Source organism: Reyranella sp. (assembly GCF_004297405.1).
Classification (GTDB): domain Bacteria; phylum Pseudomonadota; class Alphaproteobacteria; order Reyranellales; family Reyranellaceae; genus Reyranella.
Genome location: NZ_SCVC01000006.1, coordinates 282,643 through 303,309, shown reverse-complemented (window position 1 = coordinate 303,309; position 20,667 = coordinate 282,643). Strand labels below are relative to the sequence as shown.

Annotated in this window: 16 protein-coding genes; 1 reads left to right on the top strand and 15 read right to left on the bottom strand. The window is 64.1% G+C overall.

Annotation, left to right across the window (positions count from 1 at the left end; genetic code table 11):
- Positions 1–23 precede the first annotated feature (23 nt).
- The 12 genes from EPO50_RS03595 to EPO50_RS03540 are packed head-to-tail and all read right to left on the bottom strand — an operon-like array spanning position 24 to position 14,500.
- Positions 24–1,484 carry an SRPBCC family protein gene (locus EPO50_RS03595; protein WP_296341283.1) on the bottom strand — a complete coding sequence of 487 codons (1,461 nt, stop codon included), beginning with the start codon at positions 1,482–1,484 and terminating at the stop codon, positions 24–26.
- A 13-nt stretch (positions 1,485–1,497) separates the two neighbouring features.
- The gene (locus tag EPO50_RS03590; protein WP_296341282.1) at positions 1,498–1,935 is read right to left on the bottom strand and encodes an SRPBCC family protein; all 438 of its coding nucleotides are present in this window, start codon (positions 1,933–1,935) and stop codon (positions 1,498–1,500) included.
- 6 nt (positions 1,936–1,941) lie between these two features.
- A complete protein-coding gene (locus EPO50_RS03585) occupies positions 1,942–3,666 on the bottom strand; it encodes a flotillin domain-containing protein (RefSeq protein ID WP_296341281.1) in 1,725 nt (574 codons plus the stop codon).
- A 13-nt stretch (positions 3,667–3,679) separates the two neighbouring features.
- Positions 3,680–4,510: a phosphoenolpyruvate hydrolase family protein gene (locus EPO50_RS03580; protein WP_296341280.1), complete on the bottom strand. Its 831-nt coding sequence runs from the start codon at positions 4,508–4,510 to the stop codon at positions 3,680–3,682.
- An 18-nt stretch (positions 4,511–4,528) separates the two neighbouring features.
- Positions 4,529–6,823, bottom strand: a complete 2,295-nt coding sequence (locus EPO50_RS03575) for an ABC transporter permease (RefSeq protein ID WP_296341279.1) — start codon at positions 6,821–6,823, stop codon at positions 4,529–4,531.
- Positions 6,820–7,614: an ABC transporter ATP-binding protein gene (locus EPO50_RS03570; RefSeq protein ID WP_296341278.1), complete on the bottom strand. Its 795-nt coding sequence runs from the start codon at positions 7,612–7,614 to the stop codon at positions 6,820–6,822. The genes EPO50_RS03575 and EPO50_RS03570 overlap by 4 nt, the downstream gene beginning before the upstream one ends.
- A 57-nt stretch (positions 7,615–7,671) precedes the next feature.
- Entirely contained in the window at positions 7,672–8,925 is a 1,254-nt protein-coding gene (locus EPO50_RS03565; RefSeq protein WP_296341277.1) for an ABC transporter substrate-binding protein, read from the bottom strand.
- A gap of 17 nt (positions 8,926–8,942) precedes the next feature.
- Positions 8,943–10,139 (bottom strand): branched-chain amino acid ABC transporter permease, encoded by a 1,197-nt coding sequence (locus EPO50_RS03560; protein WP_296341276.1) that lies wholly within the window; start codon positions 10,137–10,139, stop codon positions 8,943–8,945.
- A complete protein-coding gene (locus EPO50_RS03555; RefSeq protein ID WP_296341275.1) occupies positions 10,136–11,080 on the bottom strand; it encodes a branched-chain amino acid ABC transporter permease in 945 nt (314 codons plus the stop codon). The genes EPO50_RS03560 and EPO50_RS03555 overlap by 4 nt, the downstream gene beginning before the upstream one ends.
- Before the next feature lie 28 nt (positions 11,081–11,108).
- Positions 11,109–12,398: an amidohydrolase family protein gene (locus EPO50_RS03550; RefSeq protein ID WP_296341274.1), complete on the bottom strand. Its 1,290-nt coding sequence runs from the start codon at positions 12,396–12,398 to the stop codon at positions 11,109–11,111.
- Between the two features lie 25 nt (positions 12,399–12,423).
- Positions 12,424–13,209, bottom strand: a complete 786-nt coding sequence (locus EPO50_RS03545; protein WP_296341273.1) for an alpha/beta fold hydrolase — start codon at positions 13,207–13,209, stop codon at positions 12,424–12,426.
- 7 nt (positions 13,210–13,216) lie between these two features.
- Positions 13,217–14,500 carry an amidohydrolase family protein gene (locus tag EPO50_RS03540; protein ID WP_296341272.1) on the bottom strand — a complete coding sequence of 428 codons (1,284 nt, stop codon included), beginning with the start codon at positions 14,498–14,500 and terminating at the stop codon, positions 13,217–13,219.
- A gap of 293 nt (positions 14,501–14,793) precedes the next feature.
- On the opposite strand from EPO50_RS03540, the gene EPO50_RS03535 reads away from it, so the two are divergent.
- Positions 14,794–15,480, top strand: coding sequence for a TetR/AcrR family transcriptional regulator (locus tag EPO50_RS03535; RefSeq protein WP_296341271.1), 687 nt, complete (start codon positions 14,794–14,796; stop codon positions 15,478–15,480).
- Between the two features lie 1,332 nt (positions 15,481–16,812).
- On the opposite strand, the gene EPO50_RS03530 is transcribed toward EPO50_RS03535, so the two are convergent.
- The 3 genes from EPO50_RS03530 to pflA all read right to left on the bottom strand — a co-directional run bounded on the left by EPO50_RS03530 (position 16,813) and on the right by pflA (position 20,663).
- Positions 16,813–18,072, bottom strand: a complete 1,260-nt coding sequence (locus EPO50_RS03530) for an OprD family outer membrane porin (RefSeq protein ID WP_296341270.1) — start codon at positions 18,070–18,072, stop codon at positions 16,813–16,815.
- Positions 18,073–18,182: 110 nt separating this feature from the next.
- Positions 18,183–19,754 (bottom strand): aspartate:alanine exchanger family transporter, encoded by a 1,572-nt coding sequence (locus tag EPO50_RS03525; RefSeq protein ID WP_296341269.1) that lies wholly within the window; start codon positions 19,752–19,754, stop codon positions 18,183–18,185.
- 51 nt (positions 19,755–19,805) lie between these two features.
- Positions 19,806–20,663, bottom strand: coding sequence for a pyruvate formate-lyase-activating protein (gene pflA, locus EPO50_RS03520; RefSeq protein WP_296341268.1), 858 nt, complete (start codon positions 20,661–20,663; stop codon positions 19,806–19,808).
- Positions 20,664–20,667: the final 4 nt, after the last annotated feature.

The following is a 20,667-nucleotide window of genomic DNA, read 5'->3' as shown; positions in this document are numbered from 1 at the left end:
TGAAGCGCCCGTCCTGGTGATGCCTATGGCAGCAGAATCAGAGGTCCGATCGTGGTCCGGCCCTCAAGATTGCGATGGGCCTGCGCAGCAGCAGCCAGCGGATAGCGATGCTGGATATCGAGTGTAAGAATGCCCTGGCGCAGCGCCTCAAACGTGCGTGCAGCCATTTCGGTCAAGACGGCGCGTTCGGCACTGTAATGAAACAGCACGGGGCTTGAGAACGTCGCGGACTTCTGCTGCATATCCTCGACTGTCAATTGGCTCACCGGGCCACTCGCCTGACCGTAGCAGACCCAGTGGCCGCACATCGCCAGGGCATCGAAGTTCTCGCGCGCCGCCGCCTGCCCCAGGCCATCGTAGATCACGTCAGCACCTCGGCCGTCCGTTGCATCACGCACTGACGCTGCGAACCGGTAGTCGCCGCCTACAATGACGAAATCACAGCCAGCAGCGCGCGCGGCACGTGCCTTGATATCGGTCGACACCGTGCCGATGACCCGTGCCCCCAACGCCTTCGCCCACTGGCAGAGCAACAGGCCGACGCCACCCGCCGCGGCATGGACCAGGACGGTTTCACCAGCACGTAGCCGATGGGTGCGATGCAGGAGATACTCGGCGGTCATGCCCTTCAGCATCACCGCCGCCGCCGCCTCGTCGTCGATTTCATCGGGCAGCACGACCAAGTGCGAAGCCGGCAAGGTCCGGACACCGACATAGGCACCCGGTGGCGTACAGGCATAGGCGACGCGATCGCCAGGCAGCAAATGGGTCACACCGTCGCCAACGTCGACGACCTCCCCGGCCGCCTCCATGCCGAGCGGCGCCGGCGGCTGGATCAGCGGGTACTCGCCCTTGCGTACATAGACGTCGATGTAGTTGATGCCGATCGCGGTCTGGCGAAGGCGGACTTCACCCGACCCCGGCGGACGCACCTCTAGAGATCGCGGTTCCAGCACGTCAGGCCCCCCGAAACGTACCGCGACCACGCCCTGCGTCGTCATCGACGCCCCTGCGGTAACGATCGAGCGGCTTGTCGGCCCTCCCGGACGGCGGCGTAGATAGGCCCTCACCCCCTCGAAGCCTCCTTCGTAAACACCCTTGCCCACGAGATCGGTAAATTCCTGCTCACGACCTCGCGGCACGTCGAAGGTCGATTGCCAGTGCCAGAAGGTACGATCACCGTCGGTCACGCGCTTGAGCTGCACCGTGGCGACGTACCGGCGCATCGGCAGCGTGGCGTCGAGAATGCAGTAGGTCGAAACATAGTCGGTGTCGGAGAGCGCCAGGAGCTGCTCGCGGATATGGTTGCCGTCCTTCAAGGTGAAGCTTCGCACGCAACCGATCTGATCCGACGACTCATCGTTTTCGATCGTCGAATCGGCGACTATCGGATGCCAGGCAGAGTGGCTATTGAAATCCCGCAGGACTGCCCAGACGCGCTCGATCGGCGCATCGATCACGGCAGATCGGACAACCCGAATCATCGCGGTTTGTGCCTCAGCGACGCATCAGCGTCTTCAGCGAATCGAATGCCGCCTGGAACACGCCCTGCCCGATGTCGCGCGCTAGCTGGTTCTCGCGCTCCGGCGCACAGTCGAACTCGGCCCACCATTCGGCGAAAGTCCGGTTCCCGTCGGTCACGGGCGTGAGCTTGAGCGTGGCAACGTAGTTATCGACGCCCATCGGACTCTCCAGAATCGAATAGGAGCATTGATAGTCGTAGTCCGAGAGCGTGAGCAGCTGCTCGCGGATCAGGCCGCCGTCCTTGAGGCGAAAGTTGCGAACGCAGCCGATCCGGTCGGGCGGCTGGCTTCCCTCGATGCGCGAATCTGCCACAAAGGGTGTCCAACTTGGCAGGCCGTTGAAGTCGCGGATGCGGCCCCACACGGTGTCGGCCGGCGCCTCGATTACGGTCGAGGTATAGACCTTGATCACGGTGCACTACTCGCCGGCTTGCGTTCGAGCGGGGCCCGGAACAGCCGTCGGACCCGTCCCCTGACCGCGATCCAGCAAGCCCTGGGCGACACGGCCGACATCCCCGCCCTCGACACCGATCTCGCGCAGCAGCTGGTCGATCAGCGGCGCCTGGGCGCGGAATCGCAGCGCCGAATTGACGACGCTGTCGGCCAGGCCGCCGCCGATATCGCCCGCCTCGCTACGGCCGCTTCCCGCGCCACCGCCGCCACCCAGACCGTCGACATGCAGGATCTTGATGCCCTCTATGCGCTCCATGGGCTTCACCGACTCGCGAATGATGGCATCGAGCTTCTCGATTAGCCGCATTCGCATGGCCGAGAGGCGGGCGTCCGGGCTCAGGAGATTTTGCGCCTCGTTCATCAGGCGCGCACCTTCGGCATCAACTTCGAACCGGATACGCGACGCCAGCGCCCGAATCTTCTCTGCATCGGCATCGGCTTCGGCCCCGGCGCGCACCGCCGCGCCGCGATCCTCGGCCGCGTTCCGCTCGGCCTCGGCGGCGACCGTGAGCCGCAAGGCCTCGCGCTCGGCTTCCTGTCGGGCCCCGATCAGCTCGATGCTCTTGCGCCGTTGCGCCATCTCGGTCTCGCGTGCCGTAAAGACGCGCTCTTCTTCCGTCACCGCGATCGCCCGGGCACGGTCGGCAGCGGCTTGCGCCTCCGATTGCGCCTTCGATTGCTCGGCGATCGCCACGTTGCGCTCCTGCTCGGCGAGCTCGATCGACTTGCGGCGTGCGATCTCGAGTTCCTCGACTTCGCGTTCCTTGGAGATGCGCTGCTCCTCGAGCGCCCGCTCCGAGGCGATACGGGCCTGCTCGATGGCCTGGCGCGCCGTGATCTGCGCCCGCTCCGCCTCCTGATCCTTGTCCGCACGCTCGCGCGCCACGCTCGCGCGCTGGGCGGCACGCTGGGTCTCGAGGTCCTGCTCCTGCGCCAGCCGCGCATGCTCAAGCGCACGGTCGATCTCCAGCCCCTGCCGCTCGGTGTCGAGATTCTTGTTGCGGATCTCGATCATCGTGTCTTGTTCGATGTCATTTCGGATCTTCTTGCGCCGCTCGATCTGTTCAGTGAGCCGCGTCAGACCCTCGGCGTCGAAAGCGTTGGAAGGATTGAAGAACTCCATGGCCGTCTGATCGAGCTGGGTGAGCGATACCGTCTCTAGCTCCAAGCCGTTCTGCAGCAGGTCTTCGGCCACGACATTACGCACGCGCTTGACGTATTCGCCGCGCTTTTCGTGCATCTCCTCCATGGTCATCTCGGCTGCGATGGTGCGGAGCGCATCGACGAACTTGCCCTCGATCAGTTCGCGTAGCGCGTCGGGTTGCATGGTGCGCTGACCGAGCGTCTGCGCCGCCGCGGCAATCGCCGCATCGGCCGCCTGGACGCGCACATAGAACTCACTCACCACGTCGACCCGCATGCGATCGCGCGTGATCAGCGCCTTGTCGCGGCCACGGCCGACCTCCAGCCGCAGGGTATTCATGTTGACCGGGATGACTTCGTGCACGATCGGCAGGACGAAGGCGCCGCCGTTCATGACCACCTTCTGTCCTCCCAGTCCGGTGCGGACGAAGGCCCGCTCCTTGGAAGACCGTAGGTAGAGCCAGTTGAAAAGCCAGACGATGATCGCCACCACGATGGCGACGACCACCAGGGCCAGGATGAAAGTGCCGAATTGGGTTCCGCTCATAGCGACCTCCCGCTCATCTCCGGATGTTCTTGAATTGACGCGTCGTCTCGGTGAGCGCCTGCTCGGTCGGCAGCCGCTCCATGCTCGACGCTCCATAGAAGCCGTTGCATTCGGGGCACGCTTCCAGGATGAACCGCGCGTCCTCGGGTGTGGCGATGGGCCCACCGTGGCAGAGCACGATGGCATCGCGATTGACCCCCCGGACCGCAGCCGCCCAAGCCCTGATCCGCGGCACGCAGTCGCCGAGTTTCAGCCCCGTCTCGGCGCCGATGCTGCCGCCGGTCGTGAGGCCCATGTGGCAGACCAAGATATCCGCGCCCGCTTCGGTCATAGCGACAGCCTCGTCCTCACCGAAGGCATAGGGCGTCGTCAGCAGCTCGTGGTGGCGTGCGGCACGGATCATCTCGACCTCGTGACGGAAGCCCATGCCGGTCTCCTCGAGGTTCTGACGAAACTGGCCGTCGATGATGCCGACGGTCGGGAAGTTCTGCACGCCCGAGAAGCCGAGCTCGGCCAGCCGGCCCAGGAAATCGTCGAGGATCAGGAACGGATCAGTGCCGTTTACCCCCGCCAGTACCGGCGTGTGTCGGACCACCGGCAGCACTTCGTGCGCCATCTCCATGACGACGTCGTTGGCGTTGCCATAGGCCAGCAGGCCCGCCAGAGAACCGCGGCCGGCCATGCGATAGCGGCCGGAATTGTAGATCACGATCAGGTCGATGCCGCCCGCCTCCTCGCACTTGGCTGAAAGACCGGTACCGGCGCCACCGCCTATGATCGGCTCGCCGCGGGCGATCATGCCGCGGAACCTGTCGAGAATGTCCTTGCGAGCGATACGCGCCATAGCCCTACCGTGGAATCCCTATCGTGAGGCGACGCGGGCGAGCCCGCTGCCGGAGATCTGGTTGAAGTTGTCGACCAGGGCATCGATGAAAGCCGGGTCGTTGATGTTGTGCGGCAGCACGACCAGCCGTCGGTCGACTCCCGTCCTAAAGCCGGAGATCAGCACGTCGAACAACGCCTTGTCGGCCGCCGGATCCCAGAAGGGCTGTCCCGGGGCATCGAGCATCGAGACGCCGCCTTGCGGGACGAGAAAACGCACCGGCCCCTGCAGGCGATTGAGCTTGTCGACCAGGAACTGGCCGATCCGCCGACACTCTTCGGTGGTCGTCCGCATCAACGTGACGTTGGCATTGTGCCGATGGAGGTTGCGGCCGCGATGCTGCGCCGGCACCGTCTCCATCGCCCAGAAATTGATCATGTCGAGTGCGCCGCAGCTTCCGACATAGGGCACTCGGCTGCGCGCGATGGCGTCGAGCCGCGTCGGTCCGGCAGACAGAACACCACCGCCGATCTCGTCGGCGATCTCCGTCGTCGTGACGTCGATCACGCCCGCCAGCAGGCCCGACTCGGCCAGCTTCTCCATCGACTGGCCGCCGGTCCCCGTGGCGTGGAACACCAGGCAGTCGTAGCGATCTTCGAGCTGCTTGGTGATGCCCTGCACGCAGCGCGTCGTGACACCGAACATCGAGAGCCCGATGGCAGGCTTCGCCGCCGACGTCGACGCCGTGCGTCCGGCATGGGCAATCATGCCGGCCAGGGCGTGGGCGGCATTGGACAGAACTTTCTCGGAAACGCTGTTGATGCCCGACACGTCGGTCACCGAGTACATCATGCAGATGTCCGATGGACCGACGTAGGGTTTGACGTCGCCCGAAGCCACGGTCGAAACCATCACCTTGGGAATGCCGATCGGCAGCCGGCGCATCGCCGCCGTCGCCAACGCTGTTCCGCCCGAGCCGCCGGCCGAGATCAGCCCACCGAGATCGCGCCGCGTCATTACGAATCGCTCGAAGGCCGTCGCCATCTCGGTCACTGCCGATCCACGATCGCCGGTGAAGACCGCCCGCTCGCCGCCGGGATGATGGCGCGCCACCTCGCGCGGCGGTACGGAGGCCGGCGACGGTGCACCCGACGTCGAAAGATCGACGGTGACGGTGCGCAGGCCGAGCTTCTCCAGGCAGTTGCGCAGGAATCCGAGTTCGCGGCCCTTGGTATCGAAGGTGCCTGCGACATAGGCTGCTCGTCCAAAAGTCTCCGCTACCGGTAGCTCGACGACGCGTGCCTCGCGCCCGGCCCGCGACAGGTTTGCCGCTGCGACCGCGAGGGACGGCACGGCGGCCGGCGGCTCGGCCCGATCGGCAATTACCCGATCGCGTGGACCTATCTGGGTGTCGGTGGCGTTCCAGCGTGTAAAGCCGCGCACGGTGCGCTCTTCTGCAGCCGGCGCGACGCTCGGCGCTTCTGTGGCCGATGCAGGCTCGTCGATCGCCCGCCGGATGGTGTAGATGCGAGTCTCTTCCGGCGCCAGTTCGTCCTCATTCATCAGCGCTGGGGTCACTTCCTCGGCTTCGGCGCCTGCCGTGACACCCAGCAGCCGCTGTTGCAGGTCGCGATCGGCGGCGAGCTCCGCCGCCGGCAGGGTGCGTGCGATGCGGCCGTTGACCATCACCGCGATCGTGTCGGCGACATCGATCGCCACGCCGAGGTTCTGCTCGACCAGAAGCACCGACAGCGCGTCATCGCCAAGCGACTTCAAGGTCGCCGCCACCTGCTCCACGATCACCGGCGCGAGCCCTTCGGTCGGCTCATCCATCACCAGCAGGCGCGGGTTGAACAGCAGCGCGCGGCCAATCGCCAGCATCTGCTGTTCACCGCCGGAGAGCTGGAAGCCGCCATTGCCGCGCCGCTCGGCAAGGCGCGGAAAAAGATCATAGATGCGCTCGACCGTCCAGACGCCGCGGTGGGCGGTGCTGGCGCCCAGCCGGAGATGCTCGTCGACTGTGAGAGAGGGCCAGACGCGGCGGCCTTGCGGTACGTAGCCGATGCCTAGCCCCGTGATCGCATGTGGTGCCCGGCTGACGATCTCGATGCCGCCGAGTCGGATGCTGCCGGTTGCCGGCACCAGCCCGGTGACGGCATTGCAGAGCGTGGTCTTACCCATGCCGTTGCGCCCGACGACGGCCAGGATGCCGCGATCCAACGTCAGAGAAACATCCTGTAGAGCGTGGGCGCGCCCGTAGTAGACGTTCAGCCGATCGATCTGGAGGATCGGCCCCTTTCCTGTCTCGACGCGGCGGCGGGGGAACCAGCTCATTGGCGGTGTCCACCCATGTAGATGGCGGCAACCTCTGAGTCGCTTTCGATCTCCTGCGGCGTACCGTGCTTGAACACGCGACCGTTGTGCATGACGGTCACCCGCTCGACGACACGCAGGGCGATGTCGAGATCATGCTCGATGATGATGAAACCCATATGCTCCGGCAGCGCCCTCAGCAGCGCCACCAGCTCGCGCCGTTCTGCCGGCGACAGGCCGGCCGCCGGTTCGTCGAACAGGATCAGTCGTGGCGCCCCGGCCAGGGCCATACCGATCTCAAGCTGCCGCTGCTGGCCGTGCGAGAGTGACGATACCGGCCGGTCGGCGACCGATTGCAGCCGCACGCGCTCAAGCAGTTCGTCGGTCGCCGCCTGCGACGGATGCGAGGCGCGCGCCCGGCGGAAATCGAATCGCCCACGCGCCACGCCGCGTACGGCGAGAAAGAGGTTGTCGCGTACCGTCAGATTGCGAAACAGTAGCGACGACTGATAGGTGCGCCGCAGCCCCATGCGGATACGGTCGAAGGCCGGCACCATCGTCACGTCCTCGCCGAAGAAGCGCACACGGCCACTGGTCGCCGGGAAATCACCGGTGATGACGTTGAACAAGGTCGTCTTGCCGGCGCCGTTGGCCCCAATTACCGCGCGCCGCTCGCCCGCCGCCACCGAGAAGGAAACGTCGTCGATGGCGCGCAAGGCGCCGAACGCCCGGGTCACGCCCTCCAGTTCGAGAGCGTTGCCAGTGGCAATCGGCGCCGCGGTCGGCGAAAGATCAGAGCTGACCAGGGTCATCAGTGCATCCAGGCGGGCATTAGCCCGCCCGGCCCTTCTCGCTACGAAGTCGTCAGGTTACGGGCAGTTCGGCACGTCGCGGCTGCCCAGCCCCATCTTTTCGAACTCCTCCTTGCTGAGGTTGAGCTTCTGGTCGACCTTGGGAATGGTCTTGACCACCTTGTTGAAGAAGACGCCGTCCGGACCCTTCGCTACTTCTGTGATGAAGGTGGGACCGATCGCCTGGCGATTCTCGTCGAGCGTGATCTCGCCTACCGGCGTCTTCAGCTTCAGTGCCTTCAGCGCTTCGCGATACTTCTCCTGATTGCCCGAAAGGTCGCCCTTCACCGCTTCGAGAGCATCCAGCGCAGCCTTCATGTTGATGTAGTAGACGAAGGCGAAAAGCGACGGGCTCGGAAAGCCGTCCTTGAAATTCGCCTTGTAGTCGGCGACGAACTTCTTCCATTCGGGCGTATCGATGCTGTCGGCCATCGGGCCTGCCGCCGCAGTGCCGAGCAGTGACTCGCGCCGCTTCCCTTTGAAGTTGAGTACGGTCTGATCGACCGTGATCGAGCCGCCCACCATCGGCTTGTCGCCGCCGGCCTGCTCATACTGGCTGAGGAAGTTCACGGCATCGGAGCCGCCCAGCACCACCAACAGCGCGTCGACGTCCTGGGGCAGCTTGGCGATGACCGAGGAATAGTCCTTGCCGCCGAGCGGCACCCAGGCCTTGTGGGTCACCTTGCCACCAGCCTTGCAGAATTCGGCCATGAAGCCCTGCACCTGCGAGTAAGGGAAGGCATAGTCTTCCGCGACCAGGGCCATCTTCTTGAATTTCTTGGTGTTGTAGGCGTAGTCGCCCAGTCCCACCATCCACTGGCCGCCATCCGTGTTAAAACGGAAGAAGTTGGGCGATGGATTCAAGAGCGTCGTCGCCTGCGCGCCCGACCCGCCGTTGATGAAGGTCACACCGGGCTGGGACTTGGAGTATTCCTTGACGGCGATGCCCTCCGAGCCGGACAGCGGACCGACCATGATCTGGACCTTGTCCTGCTCGACCAGCTTGCGCGTCGAGTTGACGGCCACGTCGGGCTTGGCGTCCGAAGAAGCCTTCACGAGTTCGATCTTCTTGCCCGCGACCGTGCCGCCGCGCTCCTTTACGGCAAGCTCGGCACCACGCATGCCGTCCTGACCGCCGGCCGCAAATGGCCCTTCGAGAGTCGCCAGCAGACCGATCTTGACGGTCTCCTGAGCCTGCGCCGCCGCTGCGAGGACGGTTGCAATAGCCGCTCCTGTCAGTGCACCGAACAACTTCGCCGTACGCTTGGTCATTGGTTTCCTCCTTGTCGCTATTGGCGGCCGACCGGCCGCACCTGTGGAACACCTACCGAACGCCACTCGTTGCTTCGTCCCGCGCTGCGCCGACCTCCGGTCCGCCGCAGCGCCCATTCCTTCACCTTGTCCCACCACCCCAGCAGACCGTCAGGCGAGAACAACACGATCACTAGGAAGCCGAGTCCGATCACCAGGTTGAAGCGTTCGCGATCGATGAGATCGATGGCGAAGTTCTGCAGCAACACGAACACGATCGCGCCGATGAATGAACCGACCGGATGGCGCAGGCCGCCGATCACGGCGATGATCAGGATATTGATCAGCCAGGAGGTCCCGACGGAGCCCGGCGAAATGAGGCCGTTGTACCAGACCAGCAGCACGCCCCCGATGCCGGCGATCGCTCCGGCCACGGCATAGGCGGCCACCCGATGCGCCACCGGACTGAAACCCAATGCACGCATGCGCCTGGCATTGTCGCGCACGCCTTGCAAGGCGATGCCGAACGGTGCGCGGGTCAGGTACTTCACGAAGAAGTAGCCCGCGAGCGCCCAGAACAGGGCGAGATAGTAGAAAGGCACGGGCCCGCGCCAGTCGATGCCTAGCACGACGGGCGGCACGACCTTCTGGAAGCCCTGGAAGCCGTTGAAGATCGCGTAGTTCTGCTGCGCCAGGTAGAAGAACGCCATCCCGATCGCGAGCGTGATCATGATGGTGTAGATGCCTTCGGTGCGCACCGACAGCCAGCCGATGAAGGTGGCCGCAAGTGTCGCGCCGGCGACCGCGAGGATCACCACCAGCCACCAGGGCCAGCCGAGGCTGATTTCCGGCGTGCCACTCACGCCCAGGATGGCCACGATGTATCCGGCGATGCCGGCTACGGTCATCTGCGCCAGTGAGAGCATGCCGCCATAGCCGGCCAGGAACGTGAGCGACAGTGCGATCAGGCCGAGCGCGAGCGCCTGCGCGCCGATCTGATAAGTGAAGAACGGAGAGGCGATCCAGGGATAGACGAGCACGGCGGCCAGCACGATGACGTGGCGCCATCGGATATGGCTCCACAGGCGGCCGAGGCTGACGCCGGCCTGTGCAGCAGGTGCGCTTCGCGTTGCAGATCTCGCGTCCGAGGGCGTGGCGGCGACCGGACGCCCACCGGACCAGTTGCGACCGGCATCCGAGAAGTTCATCGCCTTACGCCATTGGGCGGCGCTCATGTGCGCCTCCCAAGGATGCCCTGCGGTCTGAAGGCCAGCACCAGTGCCATGATGACGAAGGTGAAGACGATGCCGTAGGTCGGCGCATAGGCCAGGCCGAACTGTTCGGCCACGCCGATCAGCACGGCGCCCAGCGCGGCGCCGGCGACGCTGCCCATGCCGCCGACGATGACCACGACCAGCGAGGCCAGCAGATAGCGTGTATCTTCACCGGGTGCGATCGAGAGCGCCGTGCCGCCGACCACGCCGGCAAAACCTGCGAGGCCCGCGCCAATCGCGAAGGTGATGGCGAACACCATCTGCACGTTGACGCCGGAGGCCGACAGCATGCCCCGGTCGTCGACGCCGGCGCGGATCATCATGCCGACCCGCGTGTAGGCGAGAAACGCCCACAGGCCGATGCCGATGACCACGGCCGTGGCCAGCAAAACCAGCCGATAGGTCGAGAACTTGCCGACGAGCGGCAGGGCGGTCGTGCCAGTGATCCAGCTCGGCGGATCGAACTGGTAGATTTGGCCGCCCCAGATCCAGAGCGCGACATCGGCTGCGATGATCGAGAGGCCGATCGTCGCCATGGTCTGGCGTAGGTCGTCGCCCTGCATGAAGCGGAACACGCCGACTTGCAGGACAAGTCCCATCAGGGCCGCGAACAGGAATCCCGCCGCTACCGCCACGAACCACGAACCGGTGAGCTCGCCCACCACCCAGCCGACATAGGCACCGAGCAGATAGAGCGATCCGTGCGCCAGGTTGACATTGCGCAACAGCCCGAACACCAGGGTGAAGCCACTGGCGACCAGGAAGTAGAGCGCCGCCAGGGTCAGACCATTGAGCGTGGTGACCAAGAACAGCCGCTGATTGTCGACGATTCCCCAGACGGCGAGGGCTGCGATAATCAAGCCGCCGATCCAGGCCCAGTACCAGCGCCGCACTATGGTCATTCAGCCCCTCCTCCGACCTGTCCGGGGATCATGCGACGGACTGCGCCCAGCGCGTGCGTGCCGAGGCGATCTCGGGTTTCTTGTAGAAGACGCCGTCCTTCATCACGGCCAGCATCTTCCTGGGATCACGCAGGATGGCGAGGTTGCTGAGCGGATCGCCGTCGACCAGCAGGATGTCGGCCAGGCACCCTTCCCTGATCTGACCGAGTTCCTCGCCCTTCATCATGATGGCAGCGCCGAGCCTGGTGGCTGACAGGATGGCTTCCATCGGGGTGAAGCCGAGATACTTCACGAAATACTCGAGGTCGCGTGCGTTCTGGCAGTGCGGCGTGAAGGCAAAGCCGTAGTCGCCGCCCGGCAGCACGCGGATGCCGCGCTTGTGCATCTTCTTCAGCGATTCGGCGGCAGCCGCGAGCTCGATCTCGTAGCCCATCTCGATCGCCTTCTCGCGCGTGATCCCATGCGGCGCGGCATGTTCCAGCATGGCGATCAGGATGCCGATGCCGGGAGCCACGAAGATGCGATCCTTCTTCGCCTCCAGCATGTCGAGTGCTTCCTCGTCAGTGAAGCTCGCGTGATAGATGATCTCCACCCCATGCCGCATGGCCTGCTTGATCGACTCACAGGATCGGGCGTGCGCCGACACGCGCTTGCCCCGCATCTTCGCTTCGGCGACGGCGACGGCCACCTCCTCGTCGGCCATCCAGGTCGTCTCGGCCGGCGCGCTTGGCATGAAATTGTCGCCCGACAGGTTGAGCTTGATGGTGTCGACTCCATACTTCAGGAACATCCGGACCGCGCGACGCATCTCCTCCGGCCCACTGACGACGACGCCGAAGCTGAACTCGGGGAACGGTAGATGCGGCAAGGTTTCGTCGCCCAGGGCGCCGGCGACGGTGATCTCCTGACTGGCCGCGAGATAGCGCGGCCCCGGGATCATGCCCTCGTTGATCGCATTGCGCGTCACCACGTCGAGCCGCGGCTTGGCGCAGGCGGCGCCGACGCAGGAGGTGAAGCCTGCTTCGAGGTAGCGTCGCGCCACATCGGCCGACCAAAGCACATGCTCTTCGAGCGGCATGCGCTGGATACCTTCGAGCGTGGCCGAGTCGTTCCAAGAGAAATGCGTATGCGCCTCGACCATGCCCGGCATCAGCGTGGCGCCGGCACCGTCGATGACGGCCGCGCCGACGGCCGGAATGGCACGCGTGCCACGACCGACCCGCAGGATGCGGTTGCCCTGGACCAGAACATCCCCGGCAAAGGGCGGTGCGCCCGTGCCGTCAATGATCCGTACGTTGGTGAAGAGCATGTTCGTCATCGGTCGCTCCCTTCACTTGGTCGTTTCAAAGGTGCCGGGCGTAGAACCGCCGCAACGCGTCGTTGCACTCGCTAGGTCTTTCAAGAGTGGTCCAGTGCCCGCAGCGCGACAGGATCTCGACTCGTGCATCGGCCAGGCGCTCGCCGATCTGGCGCACCGCCTGCGGTGGCGCGATCGCATCCTCGTCACCGGTCACCATCAATGTCGGGCAGGTAATGACGGCCGGATCGGCGGGCTGCGCATTTGCCAGCGCCTCGCAGGATCGCGCGTAGCCGCCGGGTGTCTGGCGCATCACCGACTCGCGCACCATCGCCACTGCCGCCGGCTGGCGAGTACGGGTGTCGGCCGACGTGGCCGCCTCGACGATCGCATCGGCGATCACCTGCATGCCGGCCTCGCCTTCGCCACGCGCCTTCTCGGCCCGCGCCTTGATGCCGGGTCGCGCTGCGTCGGGCGGCGACAAGAGCGGCCCGAACAGCGCCAGGCTGCGCACGAGCTGCGGCGCAACGGCGGCGAGATGGAAGGCCACGATAGTCCCCATCGAATGGCCGACGACATGCGTCCGTTCGATGTTGAGAGCGGCGCAGACCCGCAGCATCGCCTGCACGAACCGGTCGATCGACAGGGACTCCTCGATGCGGCCCGACCGGCCCGAGCCGGGAAGATCCGGCCGCACGGTGCGGTGGCGCATCAAGGCCGGCATCACCGGCATCCAGACGTTGGAGGTGCCGCCCAAACCATGGATCAGCAGTACGTCGTCGCCCGATCCGTTGGTCTCAACCGCGATCCGATCGACGAACTGCGTGGTCATGGACGCCTCATGCCACCGAGAGACGCCGGCCGGCGGAGCCTGCAAACTCGGGCTCCTTCACGAACCGGCCATCCTTCATTACGGCCAGCAGACGTTTGGCGTCCTGCAGGATCCTGATGTCAGCCACTGGATCGCCGTCGACCAGTAGCAGATCGGCGAGATACCCCTCCTTCACCTGCCCCAGCTCGCGGCCGCGCATCATGATCTCGCCGCCGTAGCGCGTTGCGGCAACCAGCGCTTCCATGGGCGTGAAGCCAAGATACTTCACGAAATATTCCAGGTCCTTGGCGTTGGTGCCGTGCTTGATCCAGGCAAAGCCGTAGTCGCCGCCCGGCAGGATGCGGATGCCGCGACGGTGCATCTTCTTCAGCGTCTCGCAGGCGACCTCAAGCTCGCGATGATAGCCCATGGTTGCCGCCGCCTCGGGGGTGATACCCCACTCGGCGGCGTGATAGGAGGTGTTGATCAGCCAAGCAATTCCCGGCGCCACGAAGTGCCGATCCTTGGCGGCTTCGAGCAGGTCGAGCGCCTCCTCGTCGGCAAAGCTCGCATGGAAGATGATCTCGATGCCGTGGCGCACGCACTGCTTCACCGACTCGGCGGATCGGGCGTGGGCGGCGACGCGCTTGCCGCGCCGATGCGCCTCGGCGACCGCCATGGCGATCTCGGCATCGGTCATGGGCGTGAACTCTGCCGGAATGCCCGCGATGTACTCACCAGACAGGTTGAGCTTAATTGTATCGACGCCATATTTCAGAAACTGGCGCACCGTGCGCCGCATCCCCTCTGGACCGTTGACGATTGCGCCGAAGCTGAACTCGGGAAACGGCAGGTGCGGCAGCGTCTCGTCGCCGAGGCCGCCGGGCACGGTGATCTCCTGGCTGGCCGCGAGATAGCGCGGCCCTGGGATCATCCCGGAGTCGATGGCATTGCGGATCACGACGTCGAGCCGCGGCTTGGCGGTCGCGGCGCCGATGCATGATGTCCAGCCCATGTCGAGGTAGCGCTTGGCAATGTGAGCGCACCAAAGGATGTGCTCCTCGGTCGGCATGCGCTGGATGTCACCGAGGCCAGGCTGGTCATTCCACGAGAAGTGCGTGTGCGCCTCGACCATGCCAGGCATCAGCGTCGCGCCTCGGCCATCGACAACGGTGACACCAGTCAACGGTAGAGCTCGGTTGCCGCGCGCCAGCCGGGAGATGCGGTCGCCCTGTATCAGGACCTCGCCGGCGTAAGCCGGGCTTCCGGAACCATCGAGGATGCGCACGTTGGTGAACAGCACGTTGGCCATGCGGCACCTATCCGGCTTCGACGCGTGCCACTGCACGCGCGGTCCGGGCGCAGGCTTGGAGCGCAAGCGGGTTTACAGTACGCGCGTCAGCCCTCAGTCGGCCGACATGCCGCCTCGCCCACCTGTCGGCGGCGATCGTCACGTTTCTACCCATTGCTCGGCCTCGGCGGTGGCCAAGACCATTTCTTGCTGCTATTTGGCGAGTCGCGCGCTTCGACAGGAGCACGCATGAGACGCGCGTCTCACGATGACTGCAAAGCTAGGGCCGCAGTTCTACCCTGTCAAGGAATGCCATGCCTGTACGGTCGCGCCGGAAACTGACTTTGCCGCCGAGCGGCGATGATGCGCGAGCGCGCACCCAGCGCAGTCTGCTCGCCTCGGCGATGCAACTGGTGCGGCGCGGCCGCACTCCATCCGTCGCCGAAGTTGCGCTCGCTGCGGGCGTGTCACGTGCGACCGCCTATCGTTACTTTCCCAACCGCAGCACCGTCATTGCAGCCGTGGTCGCCGAGAGCCTTGGTCCTGTACGGCGCTATGAACCGCGCGCCGGCGATGGCAGGCAGCGTGTGCGCGAGCTGTTCAGTCAGACCTTCCCACGCTTCAAGGAATTCGAGCCCCATATGCGCGCCGCACTGCAGCTATCGCTGGAGCACGAGTCGCTGGAGCGGGTCGGGCTTTTAGAGGAGCCGCGCTACCGGCGTGGCTTTCGCCGTGACTTGCTGCGGAGAGCGGCGGCGCCTCTACGCGACAAGCTCGGTCGCCGCCGGTTCGACCGACTTCTTAAGGCGCTCTCCATCGTCTACGGAATCGAACCTTACGTCGTGCTCAGGGACATCTGGAGCTCGGGCGATCGCGAGGTCGAAGAGATCGCGCGTTGGATGCTCGACGCTCTGATCGACGCGGCGCTGCGTGAATCCTCCGGAAGCGTCGCGAGGGAAAAGCGCAGATGCTCCTCCCAGCGGTCGCGCAGCCATGTTTGAATCCCTCACGTATTGGGAGATTCAAGGCGCCAGCGATGCATTCGTTGCTGCTGTGACGGATGCCGATGACGATTCCAGTTCTTAGGGTCACATTCCTGTTCCAACCTCCAAGGGCTAGACGCGCCTCTATCCGCAAAACTCCAAAGGACGGCGTAGCAGCGAATCCACGAACGACCGTATCTGCCTTTCCCCCTTCTGCGGCGCGCAGGCGGCACCTGCTCCTTCTTGGTCTCATCCTTGCGGGAGTCGTCGTCGGCGTCGTCTGGCGTTGGTGATCCGGCCTGCTGCCGGCCGCCGCGGGCGAGCCCGCACCGAGATTTCGCGGTACCGCCTTCGAAGCCCGCGCCCTGCTGTTTGCCTTCGCCGCCGCGCTCGTCGCGATCCTGACCTGTCTTGCCAACGCCTACGGCCGTTAGTGCTTGCCGTCCGTGCCAGACCGCGATGGCGCGAACAAAGCGATTGCTGGTTTCCTCGCATCCGAGCCATTCGAGCAAGGGTCGCGACGGTGCCGAGAATTGGCCTTCTCTTGGTCGTCGCCGTTCTTGCTGCCGGCTGCGACAAATTCGAGAGCATGTCGACCGGCCAGAAAGGTGCCTCACCGGCGCGGCCCTGGGCACAGGCATCGGAATGGTCGCCGGAGGTAGCTTTGGCCAGGTGGTCGGAGCCGGCCTTATTGGCGGCGCCGTAGGCTACATTGGCGGTAGTGCGATCGACGGCAAGAAATAGAGAATGCAAATGCTCTTGCGGCCCGTTCCGCTTACCTTTGTCCTCTCGATGCCGGTGTCCCGCGCAAGTTGACAGGTACCGCCCGCGACAGCTGTGCCTACATCGTCGTCGCCACCCTCACCTCTCTCGAACCGGCAGCTTGGCAGAAGGTCAGCGTACCAATGGTCGTACGACCGTTCTTGCTGGCAGCGAGCTGGATCGGACGGCAAGTGCTGCCGTCGGGACCACTGGTCCGAGGGCCAGCGGGAGATGCGGAAACCGTCGTCGGCTCTGCATCGATGTTCTCGGGCACGACGGTGTACGAGGTTGTTACGTCGGTACTGGCATCAAAGGCCTGCCGCGCTGCTTCCAGGAGCCGGCGCCGCTCCAGAGTGCTCAGGCCGAGTTGAGCGGAGCTGCCAGGAGGGTAACCACCTTCCGGACCAGCAGTAAGGCCGGCGTCTACTCGTCCGACGGCGGTACTGACTTCCGAAGCCGTCCGAGACGGCCCCGTACAGGCCGCCACCACACAACATCCGCCAAGGAAAGCCAGACGTGCGAGAAAAGGCGTTACCTGACGCCACGCCCGCCGCGGCAAGCTCGTACGTGGATCATCCATGATCACATTCAGCGCCCCTTGCCGCCAAATTTCCACTCGTAGTTCGCGATCACCCGGAAATCCCGGATGCTGCTGTAGCCGCCGTTCTGGAACTGGTCGAGCATGCCGATGCGCCCGCGTATCCACAGCGGCCGCAGCCAGTCCGGCCAATCAAGCCGGCTGTTGGCGAAAAGATAATCGATCGTGAAGTCGTACTCGTTGTTGGTCGAGAGCGGCACCCCCGTCCCGGCAGTGATCGCCCCATTGCCGAAGGCAAAATTGGTGCTGAGCGCAAATCCCGGCAAACTGATGGCTGCCAGGTCGAACTTCGTGCCGACCAAAAACGCTCCCTCGTTGGCGCGGTTGAAATCGCGCAGGAGCATCATGGTGTAGCCGGCCCACGATCCATAGGGTGAGCGATAGGCGGCTGCGCTGCCGGTCTGGGTATAGACGCCGGTCAGAGTAAGGGGTCCCCAGATGAGATCGACATTGATCCCACCCGCCCAGGTACTGAAGGCCTGCCCGGTCAACAGGTGGCCGCCCGTACTGCCTTGCACCATGAACTGCCCGCTGATCCGCAGATTGATGTCGTCCGTGAGAGTAAAGAGCTTAGCAGCGTCGACGTAGCCCGAGGTAAGGATGTTCGGCACGTGGTAAGTTGAAAATCGCGCCTTGAAGCTGTCGTCGGGCGCGAAGGTTACACCGGCCAATATCATGCCTTCGCTGACGCCCTCTGGTGCGCCCGCCACAGTCGCCATGTTGAGGAACTCGATCGAGTTGCGCATCTTCTCCTTGGCAACATACCCGGCGAAGTAGCTGAAGGCGCCGAAACTACCCGCCAGCGTATAGGCTTCGAAAGTGTTCGGCGTCATACGATTATCCTGCGGATTGACCTCAGGCTGGTTGATGAGCTGGCGGAAGCCGGTGAACTCCTGGCCCCAGAGCTTGAGCTTTCCATATGCCTGCCCGAGCACCGCGTAGCCTTTCGGACCAGGCAGGAAGAGCAAGGTGCCGTCGGTGTCGGCCGACCCCACGAGAGGCAGCGACGTATAGCCGACGATGCCGAGGCGAACGGCACCGAACAGCCAGCCAGTTTCGTAGCCAACCCAACCGCCGCCTGCCCAGCCGACATTGTTGGGCGGAGCGGGATTGGTGCGGTCCAGATAGTAGCTGCGGAGGTGAACGGTTACCTCGGCATCGTCATAGAGAAAACGTTTGAGCGCGTTACCAGTATCTTGGGCTCGAACCAACGTGGACGACACAGTCGCAAACGCTGCGGTAACCGCCACGAGAGCCACACTGAAGGCGACTCTCGATAGATACTGTGTCTTCCCCATACTCTGCCTCCGATCATTGCGAGCGAGTAACACTCGGGAACAAGCAACAACCTACCGGCGTGTCACAAGAGAGCCGGCACAATGTCTACGAATAGAATCTTCACGATCGTCATTCCTGGAAAGATCATGGCGTATCCGATGTCTGGCCGCTCTGTGGGCGCCAGCTTGTTGGCGTAGGCCAAAATTGCCGGATTGCCACAGGCGCCAGAGACAATGCCGGTCACTTCGTCGTAAGGCATGCGGTAGACTAGAAGGCCAAGAATCAAGATGGGCAGGACCAAGGCCAGCAGCACAATGGCACCCAGCCCAAGCATCAGCAGGCCGGACTCCGCAACTGTCGCGGCAAATTTCGGCCCCGACGACATTCCGACTTGTGCCAAAAAGAGAGTGAGACCCAGGTTGCGCAATACGAGGTTGGCCGAGAGCGGAATGGTCCAGTTCATGCTGCCGGTGCGCCGTAGATTGCCGAGGATCAGCGCCACGATCAGCACGCCAGAGAGCCCGATGGCGAGCTTGCCGATACCGGGGATGGGCAACTGAATAGCGCCAATCAGGAAGCCGATCGCCATACCGAGACCGATGGAGATGTAGCTGAATTCGGCAGTACCCTTGATCGAATCGCCGAAGAACTTTCGCAAACCTGCGAAGTCGCCACGATTGGCGAGCAGCCCCACTCGATCGCCGAACTCGAGCACCAGATCAGGACGTGGCATGATATCGGTATCGCCGCGACGCACATGAGCGATTATTGCGGCCTTATTGCTGGGCAGTTCGAGATCGCCGATTGAACGCCCTACCACCACGGTGCGAGACGCAAATACGCGCACATAATCGAGATCGCTGCGGTCCTTGACCAAACGACCATGTGCAAGTTGGCCAAGATGGCGACTTGCCTCGACCAATATCTCTTTGGTCGGTGCGACAACGAGCACGACGTCGTCTTCCGCCACGATCAAACCAGGCGACGCTGGCTCGTTGTGGTGCGACCTGCGAAGGGCGACTATTTGCGCTCCGGCAGGAAGTCCACCCATCACCTCACCAATAGTTCTGCCGTAAAGATCGGAATTGCGCAGTACAACTTCCAGAAGCTCCATCCCACTGCCAGTGCCGGCGTCGACCTTTGGCTTGAGGAACATGTAGGTGAGATAGAGAAGTAGAATTGGTCCGGCGACACCGAACGGGTAGGACACCGAGTAGCCGACCGCCGGATCGTCGTTACCGAGCGTTGCGATCGCGGCCTGCAAGGTCGGCGTGCTTGTCCCCGAGCCAGCGAACAGGCCGAGGCCATAGCCGAGATTGATGCCCATCGTTTTCACGATGAGCAGGCTCACCAGGCCGGACAGCAGCACACCGATCAGCGCCATGACGTTGGCCCTTCGACCGGCGGCGCTCGTCAGGCCGAGGAAGAACTGCTTGCCGTACTGGACGCCCACTGCGTAGAGGAACAGCGCAAGGCCGATTGTGCCGACCATAGGCGCCGGGGCCGATTTGGGGGCGAACCAACCCACGGCGAGGGCCACAAACAAAACAGCGCCGACGCCCAACGAGAAGCCTTTGATATTGATCTCGCCGATGAGGTATCCGATGGCGATGGTGAGGAACAGCGCCACAAGCGGCTGCTGCTCCAGAAGCATCCTAATGTAATCCACGCTCTCCCCCCTTTTTGTTTTGGCGCTTCCGGAGCCCTAGTAGACGGTAAGGCCGCGGCTGCGGAACTGGGCACGCACTCGTTCGCTCAGTTCAGCCGTCGGTGGATCAACGCTCGCGAGCGGATAATCGAGGCCGAGCTTCTGCCATTTGGTCTTGCCCATCTGGTGAAAACGCAGGATCTCGACGCGCTGCAGCGACACCAGCCCGGCGCAGATGTCGGCCACCTTCTCCACATTGTCCCAGGCGTCGGTCAGCCCCGGAACCAACACGAAGCGGACCCACATCGGTCTCTGCAGCTCAGACAACCGGCGCGCATAGTCGAGCGTGGGCTGCAGAGGCTGGTGCGTCACCTTCTCGTAGGTTTCCGGGTCGCCCGATTTGATGTCGAGCAGGTTGAGGTCAATATCCATCAATTCCTGGTCACTGAATCGATCGCCCAGGCGGCCCGACGTGTCTATGCAAGTATGGAGGCCCAACTCCTTGCAGCGTCGGAAGATGCGCAGCACGAACGGCCGCTGCACCATCGGCTCACCTCCAGATAGAGTAACTCCACCCTTGCTGATCTTGAGCACCTGAGCGTACTTGGCGATCTCCTGCATAGCGCGCGAAACCGTCACCGGCCGACCGTTGTGTTTGTGCCAAGTATCCGGATTGTGACAATACTGGCAGCGCAGCAGGCAGCCAGTGAGGAAGGCAACGAAGCGCAGGCCGGGACCATCCACGGTGCTGCCGACCTCATAGGAGTGCACATACCCCGTGAGGTCTTCCTCTTCCTTGATCTCCTCGACGTCGCCGGGATGCACGGCATAGTAGTCACCAGCTGCCTTGCGCCCTGCGGCACCCTGGCGACTGATCTGCAGCTCGTAGCGGCTGCCGGTGCGCGGCCCGGTCACGCCC

Excerpts from the sequence above, each read along its gene's own strand:
- EPO50_RS03595 (WP_296341283.1), bottom strand. The coding sequence starts at position 1,484 with ATGATTCGGGTTGTCCGATCTGCCGTGATCGATGCGCCGATCGAGCGC.
- EPO50_RS03585 (WP_296341281.1), bottom strand. The coding sequence starts at position 3,666 with ATGAGCGGAACCCAATTCGGCACTTTCATCCTGGCCCTGGTGGTCGTC.
- EPO50_RS03580 (WP_296341280.1), bottom strand. The coding sequence starts at position 4,510 with ATGGCGCGTATCGCTCGCAAGGACATTCTCGACAGGTTCCGCGGCATG.
- EPO50_RS03575 (WP_296341279.1), bottom strand. The coding sequence starts at position 6,823 with ATGAGCTGGTTCCCCCGCCGCCGCGTCGAGACAGGAAAGGGGCCGATC.
- EPO50_RS03570 (WP_296341278.1), bottom strand. The coding sequence starts at position 7,614 with ATGACCCTGGTCAGCTCTGATCTTTCGCCGACCGCGGCGCCGATTGCC.
- EPO50_RS03565 (WP_296341277.1), bottom strand. The coding sequence starts at position 8,925 with ATGACCAAGCGTACGGCGAAGTTGTTCGGTGCACTGACAGGAGCGGCT.
- EPO50_RS03560 (WP_296341276.1), bottom strand. The coding sequence starts at position 10,139 with ATGAGCGCCGCCCAATGGCGTAAGGCGATGAACTTCTCGGATGCCGGT.
- EPO50_RS03555 (WP_296341275.1), bottom strand. The coding sequence starts at position 11,080 with ATGACCATAGTGCGGCGCTGGTACTGGGCCTGGATCGGCGGCTTGATT.
- EPO50_RS03550 (WP_296341274.1), bottom strand. The coding sequence starts at position 12,398 with ATGACGAACATGCTCTTCACCAACGTACGGATCATTGACGGCACGGGC.
- EPO50_RS03545 (WP_296341273.1), bottom strand. The coding sequence starts at position 13,209 with ATGACCACGCAGTTCGTCGATCGGATCGCGGTTGAGACCAACGGATCG.
- EPO50_RS03540 (WP_296341272.1), bottom strand. The coding sequence starts at position 14,500 with ATGGCCAACGTGCTGTTCACCAACGTGCGCATCCTCGATGGTTCCGGA.
- EPO50_RS03535 (WP_296341271.1), top strand. The coding sequence starts at position 14,794 with ATGCCTGTACGGTCGCGCCGGAAACTGACTTTGCCGCCGAGCGGCGAT.
- EPO50_RS03525 (WP_296341269.1), bottom strand. The coding sequence starts at position 19,754 with ATGCTTCTGGAGCAGCAGCCGCTTGTGGCGCTGTTCCTCACCATCGCC.